At 75.0% G+C, this 16,187-nt stretch carries 15 protein-coding genes; 7 read left to right on the plus strand and 8 right to left on the minus strand.

All coding sequences use genetic code 11. The annotated features are described in order from the left end of the window. Positions 1–53: 53 nt before the first annotated feature. The 5 genes from htpG to EAH89_RS15395 form a co-directional block, all read right to left on the minus strand. Complete coding sequence (htpG, locus tag EAH89_RS15375; protein ID WP_140884576.1) at positions 54–1,892, minus strand: molecular chaperone HtpG; 1,839 nt, start codon at positions 1,890–1,892, stop codon at positions 54–56. 75 nt (positions 1,893–1,967) lie between these two features. Further along, positions 1,968–2,162 (minus strand): hypothetical protein, encoded by a 195-nt coding sequence (locus EAH89_RS15380; protein WP_140884577.1) that lies wholly within the window; start codon positions 2,160–2,162, stop codon positions 1,968–1,970. Positions 2,163–2,224: 62 nt separating this feature from the next. Next, a complete protein-coding gene (locus EAH89_RS15385) occupies positions 2,225–3,337 on the minus strand; it encodes an L-dopachrome tautomerase-related protein (protein ID WP_206667565.1) in 1,113 nt (370 codons plus the stop codon). An 84-nt stretch (positions 3,338–3,421) separates the two neighbouring features. Continuing rightward, positions 3,422–3,841 (minus strand): NfeD family protein, encoded by a 420-nt coding sequence (locus EAH89_RS15390; RefSeq protein ID WP_140884578.1) that lies wholly within the window; start codon positions 3,839–3,841, stop codon positions 3,422–3,424. Further along, positions 3,826–4,854 (minus strand): SPFH domain-containing protein, encoded by a 1,029-nt coding sequence (locus EAH89_RS15395; RefSeq protein WP_140884579.1) that lies wholly within the window; start codon positions 4,852–4,854, stop codon positions 3,826–3,828. The genes EAH89_RS15390 and EAH89_RS15395 overlap by 16 nt, the downstream gene beginning before the upstream one ends. 209 nt (positions 4,855–5,063) lie before the next feature. On the opposite strand from EAH89_RS15395, the gene EAH89_RS15400 reads away from it, so the two are divergent. The 3 genes from EAH89_RS15400 to EAH89_RS15410 all read left to right on the plus strand — a co-directional run bounded on the left by EAH89_RS15400 (position 5,064) and on the right by EAH89_RS15410 (position 8,747). Next, positions 5,064–6,107 (plus strand): NAD(P)H-dependent flavin oxidoreductase, encoded by a 1,044-nt coding sequence (locus tag EAH89_RS15400; protein WP_140884580.1) that lies wholly within the window; start codon positions 5,064–5,066, stop codon positions 6,105–6,107. Continuing rightward, on the plus strand, positions 6,104–7,489 hold the full coding sequence (locus EAH89_RS15405; RefSeq protein WP_140884581.1) for a hypothetical protein: 1,386 nt from the start codon (positions 6,104–6,106) through the stop codon (positions 7,487–7,489). The genes EAH89_RS15400 and EAH89_RS15405 overlap by 4 nt, the downstream gene beginning before the upstream one ends. Positions 7,490–7,580: 91 nt before the next feature. Further along, entirely contained in the window at positions 7,581–8,747 is a 1,167-nt protein-coding gene (locus EAH89_RS15410; RefSeq protein ID WP_140884582.1) for an acyl-CoA dehydrogenase family protein, read from the plus strand. Here EAH89_RS15410 and EAH89_RS15415 read toward each other — a convergent pair. Then, positions 8,741–9,826, minus strand: coding sequence for an alpha/beta fold hydrolase (locus EAH89_RS15415; protein ID WP_140884583.1), 1,086 nt, complete (start codon positions 9,824–9,826; stop codon positions 8,741–8,743). The genes EAH89_RS15410 and EAH89_RS15415 overlap by 7 nt on opposite strands. Before the next feature lie 95 nt (positions 9,827–9,921). Beyond that, positions 9,922–10,557 carry a glutathione S-transferase family protein gene (locus tag EAH89_RS15420; protein ID WP_162861321.1) on the minus strand — a complete coding sequence of 212 codons (636 nt, stop codon included), beginning with the start codon at positions 10,555–10,557 and terminating at the stop codon, positions 9,922–9,924. Positions 10,558–10,732: 175 nt separating this feature from the next. On the opposite strand from EAH89_RS15420, the gene EAH89_RS15425 reads away from it, so the two are divergent. After that, entirely contained in the window at positions 10,733–11,092 is a 360-nt protein-coding gene (locus EAH89_RS15425) for a DUF427 domain-containing protein (protein ID WP_140884584.1), read from the plus strand. A 22-nt stretch (positions 11,093–11,114) separates the two neighbouring features. Here the strand turns inward: EAH89_RS15425 and EAH89_RS15430 are convergent, their stop codons facing one another. After that, positions 11,115–12,206, minus strand: coding sequence for a hypothetical protein (locus EAH89_RS15430; RefSeq protein ID WP_140884585.1), 1,092 nt, complete (start codon positions 12,204–12,206; stop codon positions 11,115–11,117). A gap of 286 nt (positions 12,207–12,492) precedes the next feature. Here EAH89_RS15430 and EAH89_RS15435 point away from each other — a divergent pair, with 286 nt between their 5' ends. From EAH89_RS15435 to EAH89_RS15445, 3 genes are all read left to right on the plus strand, one after another. After that, complete coding sequence (locus tag EAH89_RS15435) at positions 12,493–13,194, plus strand: response regulator transcription factor (protein WP_140884586.1); 702 nt, start codon at positions 12,493–12,495, stop codon at positions 13,192–13,194. Next, the gene (locus EAH89_RS15440) at positions 13,191–14,543 is read left to right on the plus strand and encodes a sensor histidine kinase (protein WP_140884587.1); all 1,353 of its coding nucleotides are present in this window, start codon (positions 13,191–13,193) and stop codon (positions 14,541–14,543) included. Before EAH89_RS15435 ends, EAH89_RS15440 begins: the two co-directional genes overlap by 4 nt. An 86-nt stretch (positions 14,544–14,629) precedes the next feature. Continuing rightward, the gene (locus tag EAH89_RS15445; protein ID WP_140884588.1) at positions 14,630–16,156 is read left to right on the plus strand and encodes a trypsin-like peptidase domain-containing protein; all 1,527 of its coding nucleotides are present in this window, start codon (positions 14,630–14,632) and stop codon (positions 16,154–16,156) included. The last annotated feature ends 31 nt before the right edge of the window (positions 16,157–16,187 follow it).

Consider the following 16,187-nt stretch of genomic DNA (forward strand, 5'->3'; position numbering starts at 1 on the left):
GCGGTGCCCCCGTGATGGCGGGACCGCGGCGCGCCGCGGTCCCGGGATGCGCCTCAGCCGAGGCTGGCGGCGAAGGATTCCGCGACGCGCCGCGCGAAGGCGGCGGGGTCGCGCGGGCTGTCGCCGTCCTGCACGCGGGCGAGGTCGAGCAGCAGCCCCGCCGCGTCCTCGAGCGGGGCGTCGCCCGCGGCCTTTGTGGCCAGGGCGCGCACCAGCGGGTGGCGCGGGTTGACCTCCAGCACGGGCAGGCCGGCGCCGAGGCCGCGGCCGGCGCGGGCGAGCAGGCGCTGCATCTGCAGGTCCGGCCCGCCTTCCGCGGCGGCGAGGACCACGGGGCTGCCGACGAGCCGGTCGGTCGCGCGCACCTCGGAGACCTGGTCCTTCAGCGCGTCCTTGAGCAGCGGAAGAAGGCGGGAGACATCGGCCGCCTCCTCCAGCGCGCCCTCGGGCGCCGCAACCTTGGAGAGGTCCACGTTGCCCTGCGTCACGCTGCGGATCGGCTTCTCCTCGAAGCGGTCCAGCCGCTCCGGCCAGAAGGCGTCGATCTGGTCCGACAGCAGCAGCACCTCCACGCCCCGGGCGCGGAAGCCCTCGAGCTGGGGCGACTTCGCGAGCGCCTCGGGCGCGTCGCCGGCGAGGACGTAGATCGCCTCCTGCCCCTCCTTCATGCGGGAGACGTAGTCGGCGAGCGAGGTCCAGCCCTCGACCGCGGAGGAGCGGAAGCGGAGGAGCTGGGCGATGTCCTTGGAATGCTCGGGGCTGTCGAAGAGCCCCTCCTTCAGGACGGTGCCGAAGTTCTCCCAGAACTTGGCGTAGTCCTCCGCCTCCTTCGCGCGCGTCTTCAGCTCCGAGATCACGCGGTTGGTGACGGCGCGGCGGATGCGGGCGAGGACGGGGGTCGCCTGGAGCATCTCGCGGGAGACGTTCAGCGGCAGGTCCTCGGTGTCCACCACGCCGTGGACGAAGCGGAGCCAGTTCGGAAGCAGCCCGGCCTCGTCGGTGATGAACATGCGGCGGACGTGCAGGCGCACCCGGCTCTCGCGCTCGCCCTCCACGGCCTCGAAGGGCTTCATGCCGGGGATAAAGAGAAGGGCGGTGAAGTCGATCGCGCCCTCGGCGGTCCAGTGCAGCGTCGCCCAGGGCTCGTCGAAGACGTGGCCGAGGTGGCGGTAGAACTCGGTGTAGCTCTCGGGCGTGATGTCGGACTTCGGCTTCCGCCAGAGGGCCGTGCCCTCGTTGGCGGGCTCGTCCGTCCCGTCGCGCGCGACGGTGATGGGGATGGTGATGTGGTCCGCCCACTTGCGGATGATCGACTTCAGCCGGAAGGGCTCGAGGTAGTCGGCCGCGTCCTCCTTCAGGTGCAGGACGATGCTCGTGCCCGGCTCCTCGCGGGTGGCGGCGGAGAGGGTGAAGTCGCCGCGCCCCTCGGAGGCCCAGCTCCAGGCCTCCTCGGCGCCGGCCTTGCGCGACGTGACCTCGACGCGGTCGGCCACCATGAAGGCGGAGTAGAAGCCGACGCCGAACTGGCCGATCAGGCTCGGTCGGTCGCCGGCTGGCGCCTCCGCGAGGGACTGCGTGAAGGCGCGGGTGCCCGAGCGGGCGATGGTGCCGAGATTGGTCGCGAGCTCGGCCTTCGTCATGCCGATGCCGGGGTCGGCGATGGTGAGGGTGCGCGCCTCCTTGTCCGGCACGACGCGCACGGCGCCGCCCTCGGGCACAGCGGGGATGGCGCCGGTCAGCGCCTCGAAGCGGCGGCGGTCCACGGCGTCGGCCGCGTTGGCCACCAGCTCGCGCAGGAAGATCTCGCGGTCGGAGTAGAGGGCATGGACCACCAGGTCCAGCAGGCGCCCGACCTCGGCGCCGAATTCGTGGCGCTCCACCGTCTCGCTCACAAGCAACCTCCAGTCGTCAGGTCATGGACTGGCGGCGATATGAAACGGCGGAGGGCGGGCTTCAAGCCCGGGCGGCTAGGTCTTGGCGGGCGGCGGGTCGTTGCCGGGGCTGCCGTCGCCGGGCTCGCCCGTCCACTCGTCGGTGATCAGGCCCTGGGCCTCGCTGATGCGGTCCACCTCCTTCGCGGAGGGTGGGCGGGGGATCGGGGCCTCGGAGGCGCCCTCCGCGTCGAAGTCGGCCTTCGGTCCCTCCGGCGGTCTCGCGGTCATCTCCGGCTTCCTTCCTTGCTCCTCTCCCAACGCGGGGCCGCGCGGAGGGTTGGAGGCCCGCCTCAGCGAAGCCAGACGGGGGTCGCGTCCACCCGCACCCGGAAGAGGGTGTAGGGCTTGTGCCGCCGGTCCTCGCCGCCCTGGTACTTCGCCTGGCGGTGAAGCTGGTTCGCGGTGACGTAGAGGTAGCCGTCCGCCGCGAGGGACAGGGTGTCGGGCCAGAGGAGGCGGGGGTCGTGGGCGACCGTCTCCCAGGCGCCCTCGGCGGAGCGGCGCAGGACGGCGTCGTGCTCGTAGCTCGTGGCGTAGAGGCGGCCCTCGGCGTCCGCCTCCAGCCCGTCCGCGCCGCCGCCCTTGTCGCCCTCGTCCCGCACCGTCGCGGCGACGCCGCTCTCGCTCAGATGCGCGTCCGCCAGCGCGTCGGTCGCGACGCTGTAGAGGCGGCGGCTGGCGAGCGGGCAGTAGAAGAGGCGCGATCCGTCCGCGGAGAGCGCGATGCCGTCCGCCCCCATGGTGACGGGCTTCGGCGGCTTGCCCGGCTCGCGCTCCATCAGCGGTCGGCCCTCCACCACCGGCAGGAAGCGCTCGGGCGGCTCGGCCTTGGTGCTGGGGTGGTCGTGCAGGCGGCGCCAGCTGTTTCCGGTCGCGAGGTCGACCACGATGATCCCGTTCGGCCCGCTATCCGCGCTGTCCGTGATGTAGGCGATCCCCTCCGCCCCGCGGCGGAGGTCGAAGCGCACGTCGTTGAGGTAGGTGGTGGGCAGCGCGACGTCGGCGGGAAAGAGGATGCGCTTGACCACCCGGTCCGTCGCTAGGTCCACGCAGACGAGCTTCGGCCCGCCGGGCCGCGTCGGCGCGAACATCGGGCTGCCCGTGTCGAGGATCCACAGCCGGTCCGCGGGGTCCACCACCACGCTCTGCACGGAGACGAGGCCGGAGGCGGGGTCGTCCTCGCCGGGCGCGTTGGTGGCGAGGTCGGGGTAGGCCACGGCCTCGCCGTCCCGGAGCTCCGCGACGGTGAACTCGACGGCATCGCCCCATTTGGGAAAGTTCACGAAGATCCGCCCGGCGCGCGAGACGGTGACGCCCGTCGGCATGGGGCCGCTGAAATGGGCGACGGGCTCCAGGCGGCCCAGCGGCTCGTCGGCGGGAAGGGTGTGAGGGTCGTCGGGCACGCGTCGTCTCCTCGGCGGGGCACCCCCCACGAACCCCCGGCGCCGCGGGGGGTTGCCGGGGAGGCCCGCGGCCGGGCCGCCGCCTCAGTCCAGGGCGCGCACCACCAGCACCGTGCCCTCCACCGCCTCCACCCGCACGGCGGTGCCGGCCGGGAGCCGCGCGCCGGCGGCGGGGCGGGCGGACCAGTCGCTGTCGCCGATCCGCACGCGGAGCCCCGTCTCGTCGGCGGCGAGGACCCGTCCCTCCCGCCCGGCCAGCCCGGCCTCCGGGGTGTTCAGCGAGGAAGCGCCCGCCCCGCGGCGGCGGAGGCCGAGCGCGACGCCCGCCGCCATCAGGGCGACGAAGATGACGACCGCGGCCGGGAAGCCCGGTGCGAGGGCAAGCCAGGCCAGCCCCGTGCCGACGGACGCCAGCCCCGCCCAGAGAAGGAAGATGCCCGGCAGCAGCAGCTCCGCCCCGAGCAGGAGCAGGCCGGCGAGGACCCAGATCAGCCAGATGTCCAAGGACCGGCCCCCGTGCGCGGCACCGAGCGCGCCTCGGCCGTCCCCGCGGGCGGCGGCGGCGCGAAGCCGGGCGGGCGGGAGGGCGGCGGCGGCGCGGCGCGGCCCGCGGCGACCCCGGGGGACATGCCGCCGCCCGTGCCGTCGCGGAGAAGCTCGAGCGCCGCGGTCACCCCGCCCGCGAGGCCCGCGGCCTCCATCGGCACGATGACGAGGCGGGACGAGGGGCTGGCGGCGATGGCCTGGAAGGCCGTGACGTAGCTCTGGGCGACGAAGTAGCGCAGCGCGTCGCCGCCCGCGCCGCTCGCGGCCTCCGCGACCATGCGGGTGGCCGTCGCTTCCGCCTGGGCGGAGCGCTCGCGCGCCTCGGCGTCGCGGAAGGCGGCCTCGCGGCGCCCTTCGGCCTGCAGCACCAGCGCGGCCTTCGCGCCCTCGGCCTGCACCACGGTCGCGCGCCGCTCGCGCTCGGCGGTCATCTGGAGGTTCATGGCGCGGATGAGGTTCTCGGGCGGCTCGATCTTGCGGATCTCGACCCGGCTGACCTTCACGCCCCAGGGCTCGGTCGCGCCGTCGAGCGTGACGAGGAGCGCGGTGTTGATCCGCTCGCGCGAGGAGAGGGTCTGGTCGAGGTCCATCTCGCCGATGACGGAGCGGATGTTCGTCATGGAGAGCGCGGTCAGCGCCTGCTGCAGGTCCTGGACCTGGTAGGCGGCCTTCGCCGGCTCCATCACGCGGTAGTAGACGATGCCGTCCACCGCGACCGAGGCGTTGTCGCGCGTGATCACCACCTGCTCGGGGATGTCGAGCACGACCTCCTGCACGTTCATGCGGCGGCCGATGGCGTCCACGTAGGGGATGATGAAGTTCAGCCCGGGCTGGAGGAGGGTGGTGAAGCGGCCGAAGCGCTCCACCGTCCAGACCTCGCCCTGCGGCACGGTGCGGATGCCCTTGGCGGCGGTGACGAGGGCGAGGACGAGGATGACGGCGAAGACGATGAAGGTGCCGGACACCGGCATGGGCGAATCCTCCCTGACGGGGGAAGCCTAGCCCAGTTCGCCGCCCGGCGCGCCGGCCTCCGCCGGGCCCCGCGCCGCGGCGTGCCGCCGCACGGAAGCTTGAGGGCGCCCGCGGGCCGGCGCCGGGGGTGGGACGCGCGGCGCGTCCGGCCCTATGCTGCCCCGGAAGGGGCGGCCCCGCGCGAGGGCGGCCCGACGGAGGGTCCAGGATGGAAGCCGGTGCCACGCTCGACAGGCCGCCCGCGGCGGCGCCCGCCGCCACGCTGCGCGACCGGCTGCGGGGCCGGCTCTCGCTCCCGGTGATCGCCTCGCCGCTGTTCATCATCTCGGTGCCCGACCTCGTCGTCGCGCAGTGCCGGGCGGGGATCGTCGGCGCCATGCCGTCGCTCAACGCCCGCCCCGCGTCGCAGCTCGACGAGTGGCTCTGCGAGATCGAGGAGCGGCTGGCGGCGCACGACCGCGACAACCCCGCCCGCCCCGCCGCGCCCTACGCCATCAACCTCATCGTCCACCGCTCCAACGACCGGCTGGAGCACGACCTCGGCGTGGTGGTGCGCCACCGCGTGCCGATCGTCATCACCTCCCTCGGCGCGCGGCCAGAGGTGAACCAAGCGGTGCACGCCTATGGCGGCCACGTCCTGCACGACGTCATCAACCAGACCTTCGCGCGGAAGGCCGTCGAGAAGGGTGCGGACGGGCTTGTGCTGGTGGCGGCGGGGGCGGGCGGGCACGCCGGCAGCCTCTCGCCCTTCGCGCTCGTCGCCGAGACCCGCGAATGGTTCGACGGGCCGCTCGCGCTCTCGGGCGCGATCGCCCACGGCCGCTCGGTGCTGGCCGCCGAGGCGATGGGGGCCGATTTCGGCTACGTGGGCAGCGCCTTCATCGCGACCGCCGAGGCGCGGGCGGAGGAGGGGCACAAGCGGATGATCGTCGACCACGGGGCGTCGGACATCGTCTACACGAACCTCATCACGGGCGTGCACGGCAACTACCTGCGCCCCTCCCTCGTGCGGGCGGGGCTCGACCCCGACAACCTGGCGGCGCACGACCCGGCCGCGATGGACTTCGGCGGCAACCGGACGAAGCGCTGGAAGGACATCTGGGGCTCCGGCCAGGGCATCGGCGCGGTGCGATCGGTGGAGCCCGCCGGGGCGCTCGTCGCCCGGCTGCGGGAGGAATACGCGGCGGCGCGCCGGCAGCTCGGCGCGCCGTCCCCCTTCGTCAACCCGGCCTGGGACGGGGACGCGCCGTGACCGCTCCGCGACGACCCGACGGGCCGGGGGCCAAGGCCGCCGCGGCGGAGGCGCTCGCGCGCGAGCTCGCCCCGGACCTCTCCGCGGTGATCATCACCCACTACCCCGACGCGGAGACGCTCGACACCTTCCGCCCCGGCGAGGCCGACCTCGCGGCCGTTGCCGCCGTGAACCGCGCCGTCGCGGCGGCCATGGCGGAGGAGGGCGTGGAGGTGCTGGTGCAGGTGGCCGATCGCGCGAGCTTCCGGCGCTGGATGGACGGCCGCCCCGACACCCCCGCGAACCGCCTCGCCTGGCGCCGCCGCGACGGGCTTCTCCGCGGCGCGGCCGCGCTGGCGGCGCTCGGCCTCGACCCGCGCAAGGCAGGGCCGCGGGAGGCGCCCCCGGCCGGCGGCGCCTCGCTCTCGCCGGCCGAGCGGCTGATGCGCGCCTTCGCCGGCGAGGACGACCGCGCCTTCCGCCTGATGGCGGAGCGGCTGCTGGCCGAGGGGCGCCAGGGCGTGCTGGCGCTCGCCGTCCGCAAGGTGGCCGACCGCTACGGGGAGGAGGCGGCCGACGACCTCGACCTCGAGCTGCTGCAGATCGCCGAAGGGGCGGCGGTCGGCCCCTCGGGCTGGGCGGAGCTCGTGGCGCTGCCGGTGGCGCTCCCGCCCGGCGCCCTGCCGGACGCGGCCTCGCTGGGCGGCAGCCTCCTCGCCTCAGGCCTGCTGGGCGAGGCGCTGGAGGTGCGCTTCCTGCCGGAATGGCGATCCCCAGACAGCTTCGGGGAGATCGAGGCCACCGCCCTGCGCCGGGCGCTGGCGAGCCTGGCCGAGGGGCGTGAGCCGGCGGAGCTTCCCCCCGCCGACCCGGCGTCCTTGCAGGAGCGGGGCTTCGGCGTCCTGCTCGGCCTGCAGGTGGACTGGGCGCTGCCGAGCTGGGAGGAGCTGGCCGCGAACGGGCTGCCCCCCGCGCCGGAGGGCGACGACGCCGACGGCCCGGAGGAAGAGACGCCGGAGGAGATGGCCTTCCGCACCGGCTTCGACCGCTGGCGTATGGCGGTCTCCGAGGCGGTGGAGGGCTGCGTGCCGCTCGCCCTCGTGCCGCCCTCCGAGGTCGTGGCCGAGATCGACGACTTCATCGGCGAGGCCGGGATCGACACCGGCGGGATCGAGGAGATCCGCGACTTCGTCGAGACCGCGCGCCGGGAGGTGCCGGACGAGGAGGTGGTCTGCCGGCCCGAGGTGGTCGGCGAGGCGCTGGAGATCACCCTCTACACCCGTGCCGGCCGCTTCCTCGACAGCCTGACCCTCTCGCGCGACCAGATGCCGGTGCCGGCCGAGGAGATGCCGCGGCTGCTCGAGGCCTTCGTGCCGATGGTGCGGGACGCGCCGGGACGCTAATGGCGGGACGCGCCGGGACGTTGATCGCCGGACGCGCCGGGCCGTTGACCGCAGGACGCGCCCCAACCCCTCCATCGCACAAGGCAGCGCCATGAACTTCGCCCTCTCGCCCGAGCAGGAGGCCATCCGCGACGGCGTGGCCCGCGTCTGCGCCCGGTTCGACGCCGACTACTGGCTCCGGCGCGACCGCAGCGGCGAGTTCCCGCTCGACTTCCACGCGGCCATCGCCGAGGCCGGGTGGCTCGGCATCTGCATGCCCGAGGAATACGGCGGCGCCGGCCTCGGCATCGCGGAGGCGGCGCTGATGGTGCAGGCGATCAGCGAGTCCGGCGCGGGGATGAGCGGCGTCTCCGCCATCCACATGAACATCTTCGGCCTCAACCCCGTGGTCGTCTTCGGCACCGATGAGCAGAAGCGTCGCATCCTGCCGCCGCTGATCGCCGGGCGCGAGAAGGCCTGCTTCGGGGTGACCGAGCCGAACACCGGCCTCGACACCACGCGGCTGAAGACCTTCGCGCGCCGCGAGGGCAACGGCTACGTCGTGACGGGACGCAAGGTCTGGATCTCGACCGCGCAGGTGACGGAGAAGATCCTCCTCCTCGCGCGCACGACGCCGATCGAGGAGGTGTCGCGGCCGACGGAGGGGCTGAGCCTCTTCTACACCGACCTCGACCGGCGCTACGTCGACGTGCGCGAGATCGAGAAGATGGGCCGCAAGGCCGTCGACTCGAACGAGCTCTTCATCGACAACCTCCCGGTTCCCGCCGACGACCTCATCGGCGAGGAGGGGCAGGGCTTCCGCACCATCCTGCACGGGATGAACCCGGAGCGGGTGCTGATCGCCGCCGCCGCCATCGGCCTCGGCCACGCCGCCCTCCGCCGCGCCGCCGACTACGCGAAGGAGCGCGTGGTCTTCGACCGGCCCATCGGGCAGAACCAGGGCGTGCAGCACCCGCTCGCCAAGTGCTGGATGGAGCTGGAGGCGGCACGGCTGATGGTGATGCAGGCGGCCTGGCGCTACGACCAGGGCCTGCCCTGCGGCGCGGAGTCGAACGCGGCGAAGTACCTCGCGGGCGAGGCCGGCTTCCGCGCCTGCGAGAACGCGGTGCTGAGCCACGGCGGCTTCGGCTATGCCAAGGAGTACCACGTCGAGCGCTACATGCGGGAGGCGATGCTCATGCGGATCGCGCCTGTCAGCACGCAGCTCATCATGTGCTTCATCGCCGAGAAGGTGCTCGGCCTGCCGCGCTCCTACTGAGCGACGGCCCGCGGCGGCGGAAGGCCCTCGAGGAAGGCGCGCAGCTCCTCGCTCCAGAAGCGCGCGTTGCCGGTGGTGCCGTGCCCCGCGGTCTCCTCGCTCGCGGGGATGAGGTGGAAGCGGGCGCCGGGGATGCGTGCCATGGCCGCCTGCATCACGCCCGTCTCCGGCGGGTTGCGCTCGTCGTCGGCGGCGTTCACGGCCAGCACGCGCGCGCGGATGCGCTCGAGCTGGGGGGCCGGGTTGTAGTCGCGCGAGGCGTCCCACTGGTAGACGAAGTCGTTCGCGTCGAGCGGCGCGGGCGCGGCGAGGCGCCGCTCCACGAGCTGGTCCGCGGCGGCGCGGGTGGGCACCGTCGCCTGGTAGTTCAGCGTGCCGCCGTTCGTCGCGGTGGAGTAGAAGACGTTCGCCAGGTGCAGCGAGGCCGGCTGCTCCGTGTAGTTCCCGTCGCGGTAGGCGGGGTCCTGCCGGATGCTCTCCACCAGCAGGCGCCGCAACATCCAGTTGCGGCTCGACATCTCCGTCGGCTGCGAAGCCAGCGGCACGACCGCGTCCATGAAGTCCGGGTGGGTGACGGCCCAGACCCAGGCGTGCATGCCGCCCATGGAGTTCCCGAGCACGACGCGCAGGTGGCGGATCCCCAGCCCCTCCGTCACCAGCCGGTACTGCGCCTGCACCATGTCGGCGTAGTTGTAGCGCGGGAAGGCGGCGCGCATCCCGTCGGACGGCTTGGCTGAATCCCCGGCGCCGAGCGCGTCCGGCAGGATGATGAAGTAGCGGCTCGCGTCCAGCGGCTGGCCGGGGCCGAAGAGCACGCCCGCGAAGCCCGGCGTGATGAGGCTGCGCGCCGAGCCCGCGGTGCCGTGCAGCACGAGCACGGGCAGCCCCGAGGGATCGCCGATCGTCGTGTAGTGCAGGCGAAGCTCCGGCATCGTCTCGCCGGTGTGGAAGCGGAAGTCGCGCGCGGTCCAGGAGGCGCGGCGGGGCGCCGGCGGGTCGGCCGCGAGGGCCGCCGGCGCAGCGAGGGCCGCGAGCCCCGAGAGCAGCGCGGCGCGGCGCGCCAGGATCGGCCAGGTCATCGTCTTCCTCCGCCCGTTCTTCTCGCGCCGAGCCTATTCCGGCGCGCCGCCCGGCGCCAATCGGTTTCGGATCGGCACCGGGGGCGCTCCCGGCCCTAGCCGAGGTTCGGCTGGGTCGCGCGGTAGCTCGGCAGGGCCTGCACGCGCTCCCACCACTCCGCGAAGCCCGGGCCGCCGAACAGCGCGTCCTTGTCGGGGGTGAGGGAGACGTAGAAGAGGATGGGCGCGAGGTAGAGGTCGGCGAGGCTGAGCGCGCCCGCGATGAACGGCGAATCGCCGCGCGTCCGCATCGCGTGGTCGAGGACCTTCCGGCCGTTCTCGATGCCCTGGCGGCGCGCCTCCTCGTTCTTCCCGCCCACGAAATCCGGGAAGAGGTGATAGGCCGCGACGCCCCCGACCAGCGCGCCGTAGCCGTAGGAATCGACGAGGCCGATCGTCATGTCCATGCGCGCGCGGTCCCTCGGCGTCCCGGGCACGAGCGAGGGGCCCGGCAGGACGTCGTTCAGGTAGCGCGTGATGGCCGAGGTCTCGAGGATGCGGAGGCCGTCGTGGTCGAGCACGGGGACCTTGCCGAAGGGATGGCGCGCGAGGTGCTCGGGGCTCTTCGGCTCGCCCGCCAGCACGTTCACCGGCTCCTGCCGGAAGTCCGTGGCGCCCTTCTCGGCAAGGAGCATCTTGACCGTTCGCACATAAGTCGAGCCATCGAAGCCCCAGAGCGTCATCCCGGACATGCGTCGCGTTTCCCCATCTCGGCGCCGCATCGCTACCGCTTCGATACGAGGAGGGCGCGTCAACTTTCCTCGATGACGCGCCCCGGAACGACGGGGTGGAGGAGGCGCGTGCCAGCGCCGCCGATCCGGCCCATGATCGGCCGCCGCGCACCGCGCAAGGAGGAGACCCGCCGCCATGAAGACCCCGGGCGCCGACCACCCGATCACCATCACGCCGAACCCGCGGCGCCTCCGCGTCCTTCTCGGCGGCGAGGTAGTCGCGGAGACCACCCGCTCCCTCACCCTGCGGGAGGCCTCGCTCCCGCCGGTCCACTACATCCCGCGCGAGGACGCGGCGATGGCGCTGTTCGAGCCGTCGGCGCGGACGACGCACTGCCCCTACAAGGGCGACGCCTCCTACTTCTCCCTCAAGGCCGGCGGCCGCCGCGCGGCGGACGCGGTCTGGAGCTACGAGGCGCCCTTCCCGGCGGTCTCCGCCATCGCGGGGCACCTCGCCTTCTACCCGGACCGGGTGGACGCCATCGAGGAGTCCTGAGGTCCCGGCCCGGTGGGCGCGGCTACCGGCCGCGGGCCTCGCGCGGCGGCGTGCGGGCCGGCGCCTGGGCCTGGCGGGCCGCGGAGCGCCGCGCGCGCCGGGCCTCGCGGCGCCCCTCGGCGACGGTCGGCCGGGGCGGCGAGAAGGAGACGGCGCGGGGCGCGGGCGCGGTCATCGCCTGCACCGCCGGCACCGCGGCCAGAGCCGCCACCGTCGCGATCCCGGCGGCACCGGCGGCCGAGATCGTCTCCTCCGGCGCCGGCGCGGCGGCGGCGAGCGGCTCCACCGCCGGGGCGGGCGCGGCGGCGACCGGCGGGGCGGCGGGCGCCTCGGCGGGGCCGCCGGACAGGTTCGCGGTCACCAGCGCCAGCGCGGCCAGCCCCGCCGTGCCCAGGAGGGCCCAGCGGCGCCAGGGGCGGTGGCCCGCGCCGTCGGCCGCGTTCCGGGCGGCGTCGATGCCGTCGGCCAGCAGGCCCAGCGTCCGCACCGTCACCCGGTCCACCGCGGGGCGGATGGGGGTGCGGAGCGCGCCGCGCAGGGCGGCCGTCGCCTCCAGGACCGGGCGGCCGAGGGCGGCCAGGCGCGACGTCCGCGGCGGCGCCGGCTCGGCGGGGATCTCCTCGAACTCCTCGGCGTCGTCGGCGCGCCAGCCGCGCGGCCGGCCCTCGAGGTTGTCGGTCCAGACGCGGTCGCCCGGGACGATCGTCCGCTCGAGGGTCCGCACCCAGGCCTCGCCGCCGCCGATGGTGAGCGGCGCCAGGTCGGCGAAGGCGACCGCGAGAAGGTCGATCAGGCGCGGCAGGTCGGCGGGCTGGAGCGTGCCGTGGACGATGGGCAGGTGGCCGTTGAAGATCCGGTCGAAGCCCGTCTCCTCCAGCCGCTCGCGCAGGAAGCCCTCGGCGTCCTGGGTGGTGTCCGTCAGGTCGATGAGCGCGATGCCCGCCCGCGGGTGCATCAGCACGAGGTCAACGGTGACGGGGTGGTCGACCGGCCCGCCGACGTCGCAGCGGCGGCCGCAGACCCATCCCTCCGGCAGCGGCGGCAGAGTCGGCGCCTCGGCAGCCGGCCGCGCGGCCCGAAGCGCGTCGGGCCTGCAGTCCAGTTGTGTGTCCACTTCAAGTATCCCCCAATCCCCGTTGTTATGAAGAGGTTTTTCCTTTCCGATTGCTATTGTCAATTCATAAGCTCGCGAAATCGTGAGGTATTCTGACAAAGTGTGGTCGTTTTGGTAGCGTTTTGTAAACCTTCGGCCGGGATTGCAAGCGCGCGTCCCCGCGCGAGGGACGGCTTGCCAGGCGCGCGCGCCGGGGACCTTCTTCCCGGGCGCGGCGGGAGGGGGCGATGAGCGGCGGTCGCAACGGGGGCCCGGCGCGGCCCCGCGAAGGAGGGGACGGGGCACGGTGCGAATCCTGCTGATCGAGGACGACGCCGCGACCGCCGACTACGTCGCGGGCGGGCTGGGGGAGGAGGGGCACGTCGTGGACGTCGCCCGCAACGGGAAGGACGGGCTCTTCCTGGCCCTGAACGAGCCCTTCGACGTCATCGTCACCGACCGGATGCTGCCGGGCCCCGACGGCCTCGCGATCCTGCGCGCGCTCCGCGCCTCCTCCATCACCACCCCGGTCCTCCTCCTCACCGCCCTTGGCGAGGTCGACCGGCGGGTGGAGGGGCTGGAGGCCGGGGCGGACGACTACCTCGCCAAGCCCTTCGCCTTCTCGGAGCTGCGGGCGCGGATCCGGGCGCTCGCCCGCCGCCCCGCGGCCCAGGCGGAGGAGCGGGAGCTCGCGGTCGGCGACCTCCGGCTCGACCTGCTCCGGCGCGCGGCCGAGCGCGGCGGGCGCAGGGTCGAGCTCCTGCCGACCGAGTTCCGCCTCCTCGAGTACATGATGCGCCACCCCGGCGCGGTGCTGACGCGCACCATGCTGCTGGAGAAGGTCTGGGACTTCTCCTTCGACCCCACGACGAACGTGGTGGACGTGCATGTCAGCCGCCTGCGCCGCAAGCTCGAGGCCGCGGGCGAGGCGCCGATGATCCGCACGGTGCGCGGCGCGGGCTACGTCCTCGGCCCCGCCGCCCCGCCCGGCGGCGCGGCCCCCCGATGATCCGCCTGCGCAGCTTCGCGCCGCGCGTCGCCCTCGCCATGGCGGTGGTGGTGCTCCTCACCTCCCTCCTCGGCGCCGGCTGGGGCTGGCTTCGCGCGCAGGCAGCGCTGCGCCAGCAGCTCGACCTCGTCCTCGCCGCCGAGGCGGAGGGGCTGCTGCGGGACTACGAGACCTTCGGCCTGCGCGGCCTGTCGGAGGTGGCCGAGATCACCTCCCGCCGCCCGGGCCCGCTCCTCGTGCTGCTGCAGGCGGCGGACGGCCGGCCCATCGCGGGGCGCCTGCCGGCCGCGCCCACGGTGCTGCGCGGCTTCGCCACCTGGCGGCAGGGGGAGGGGGAGGTGCCGCTGCGGGCGCTCGGCGCGGTGCTGCCCGGCGGGGCGAACCTCATCGTCGCGGCCGACCTCTCCTCGGTCGACCGCGCGGCCACCGCCCTGGCCTGGACGCCGCCGGTCGCGGGCGGGGTCGCGGCGCTGGTGGCGCTCGGCCTCGGGTTTCTCCTCGCCAGCCGGCTGGAGCGGCGGCTGGCGGGCATCAGCGGCGCCGCGCGCGCGGTCATGGCCGGCGACCTCGCGCGCCGCCTGCCGGAGAGCGGCCGGGGCGATGAGTTCGACCGGCTGGCGGTCACGATCAACGCCATGCTCGCCCGGATCGAGACGCTGGTGGCCGAGGTGCGGCAGGTGACGGACGACGTCGCGCACGACCTCCGCTCGCCCCTCTCGCGCCTCCGCCAGCGGCTGGAGGCGGCGCTGGCGCGGGCGCGCGACCCGGCCGCGGACGAGGCAGCGCTGGAGGGCGCGATCGGGGAGCTCGACGGCATCCTCGCCACCTTCGCCGCCCTGCTCCGCATCGCGCGGGCCGAGGCCGGGGCGGGGCGGGAGGGCTTCGCGCCGGTCGACCTCTCCGCCCTCGTCGCCGCGGTGGCCGAGGCCTACGCGCCCGTGGCGGAGGAGGCGGGGCGGGCGCTCGAGGCGGAGGTGGCGCCGGGCCAGGTCATCGAGGGCAGCGCGCCGCTGCTCCGCCAGGCCGTCGCGAACCTCCTCGACAACAGCCTCGCCCACGGGGAGGGGCGGATCCGCGTCCGCCTCCGCCCCGGCGCGGCGCTGGAGGTCGAGGACGAGGGGCCGGGCATCCCGGCCGAGGAGCGGCAGCGGGTGGTCCGGCGCTTCTACCGCCTCGACCGCAGCCGGGGCACGCCGGGCACGGGGCTCGGCCTCTCGCTCGTCGCGGCGGTGGCGGGGCTGCACGGGGGCGCGCTGTCGCTCGGCGAGGGGCCGGGCGGCAAGGGGCTGCGCGCCACCCTCGCGCTGACGCCGGGGGAGCGGCCGGCAATTCTGAAACCTTCTTCATGATCCTGTCGGCGAACCTCCAGGGGCGCGCGCCGAGATTGGGGAGAGAACGGCGGGCTCCTCCGCCGCCCCTCCTGGAGACACGCCCCATGTCGACCCCCTCCCGCCGCCGCGGCGCCGCCCTCGCGGCCTTCCTGCTCGCGGGCACCGCCCTCTCCGGCGCGGCCGGCTGGCTGCCCGTGCCCGCCTTCGCCGAGGGAGCCGCGACCGGCCAGCCCGCCGTCGCCGCCCCCGCCGTCGCGCTGCCCGGCTTCGGCGACCTCGTCGCCCGCGTCCGCCCGGCCGTCGTGACCATCACCGCGACCGAGCGCGCGCAGCCCGAGGCCGCCTCCTCGCCCTTCCCCGACGGCTCCCAGCAGGACCGCATGTTCCGCCGCTATTTCGGCGAGGGCGGGGGCGACGCGAAGCGCGGCCCGCAGCAGCGGGGCGGCGGGCAGATGCAGGCGCTGGGCTCCGGCTTCATCGTGGACGCGGAGGGTAGCATCGTCACCAACAACCACGTCGTCGACGGCGCGACGCAGGTGAAGGTGACGCTCGACGACGGGCGCGAGCTGCCCGCCCGCATCGTCGGGCGCGACCCGCGGACGGACCTCGCCCTGCTGCGCGTCGACGCGGGCGCGCCGTTGCCCTTCCTCAACCTCGGCAACTCCGACGCGGCCCGGCCGGGCGACTGGGTGGTCGCGGTGGGCAACCCCTACGGCCTTGGCGGCACGGTGACGGCCGGCATCGTCTCGGCGCGCGGCCGCGACATCCACAGCGGGCCCTACGACGACTTCCTGCAGATCGACGCGCCGATCAACCGCGGCAACTCGGGCGGGCCGCTCTTCTCGCTCGACGGCTCCGTCATCGGCGTGAACACGGCGATCTTCAGCCCCTCCGGCGGCTCGATCGGCATCGGCTTCGCGATCCCCTCCAACCTCGTCGGCCATGTCGTGGCCCAGCTGAAGGAGCACGGGCGGGTGGAGCGCGGCTTCCTGGGCGCGACGACGCAGCCGGTCGACCCCACCATGGCGCGGGCGCTGCGCCTGCCGCGGGCCGAGGGCGCGCTGGTGGCGAAGGTGGAGGGCGACAGCCCCGCCGCCCGCGCGGGCCTTCGCCCCGGCGACGTCGTGACCGGGCTCGGCGACACCCCGATCCGCAGCCCGCGCGACCTGGCGCGCGCCGTCGGCGACCTGCGGAACGGCGCGGAGACCGTGCTGACCACGCGGCGCGAGGGGCAGGAGGTGCGGATGCCGGTCCGCGTCGCGGCGCTGCGCGACGGGACGGGCGCGGCCGGCGGCGAGGAGGGCGCGCAAGCGGCGGCCGGCCCGCGGCTGGGCCTCGGCCTCGCCTCCGTCGCCGAGGCGCAGCGCGCGGGGCTCGACCTGCCGCCGGGCACGGAGGGCGCGGTCGTCGCCAACGTCGCGCCCGACAGCCCCGCGGCCGAGGCCGGGCTGCGCGAGGCGGACGTGATCACGGCCGTGGGCGGCAAGCCCGTGCGCGACCCGGCGGCCGCCGTCGCCGCGATCCGCGACGCGCTGCGGAGCAACGGCGGCGCGGTGGCGCTGGGGGTGATCCGCGACGGGCAGCCGGCCTTCGTGGCCGTGCAGGCCCCGCCGGCAACCCGCCAGGGCTGACCGGCAAGGGGAGGGGGCACCGCCCGGCGCC

The organism is Muricoccus nepalensis, assembly GCF_006438825.1.
Taxonomy (GTDB): domain Bacteria; phylum Pseudomonadota; class Alphaproteobacteria; order Acetobacterales; family Acetobacteraceae; genus Roseomonas; species Roseomonas nepalensis.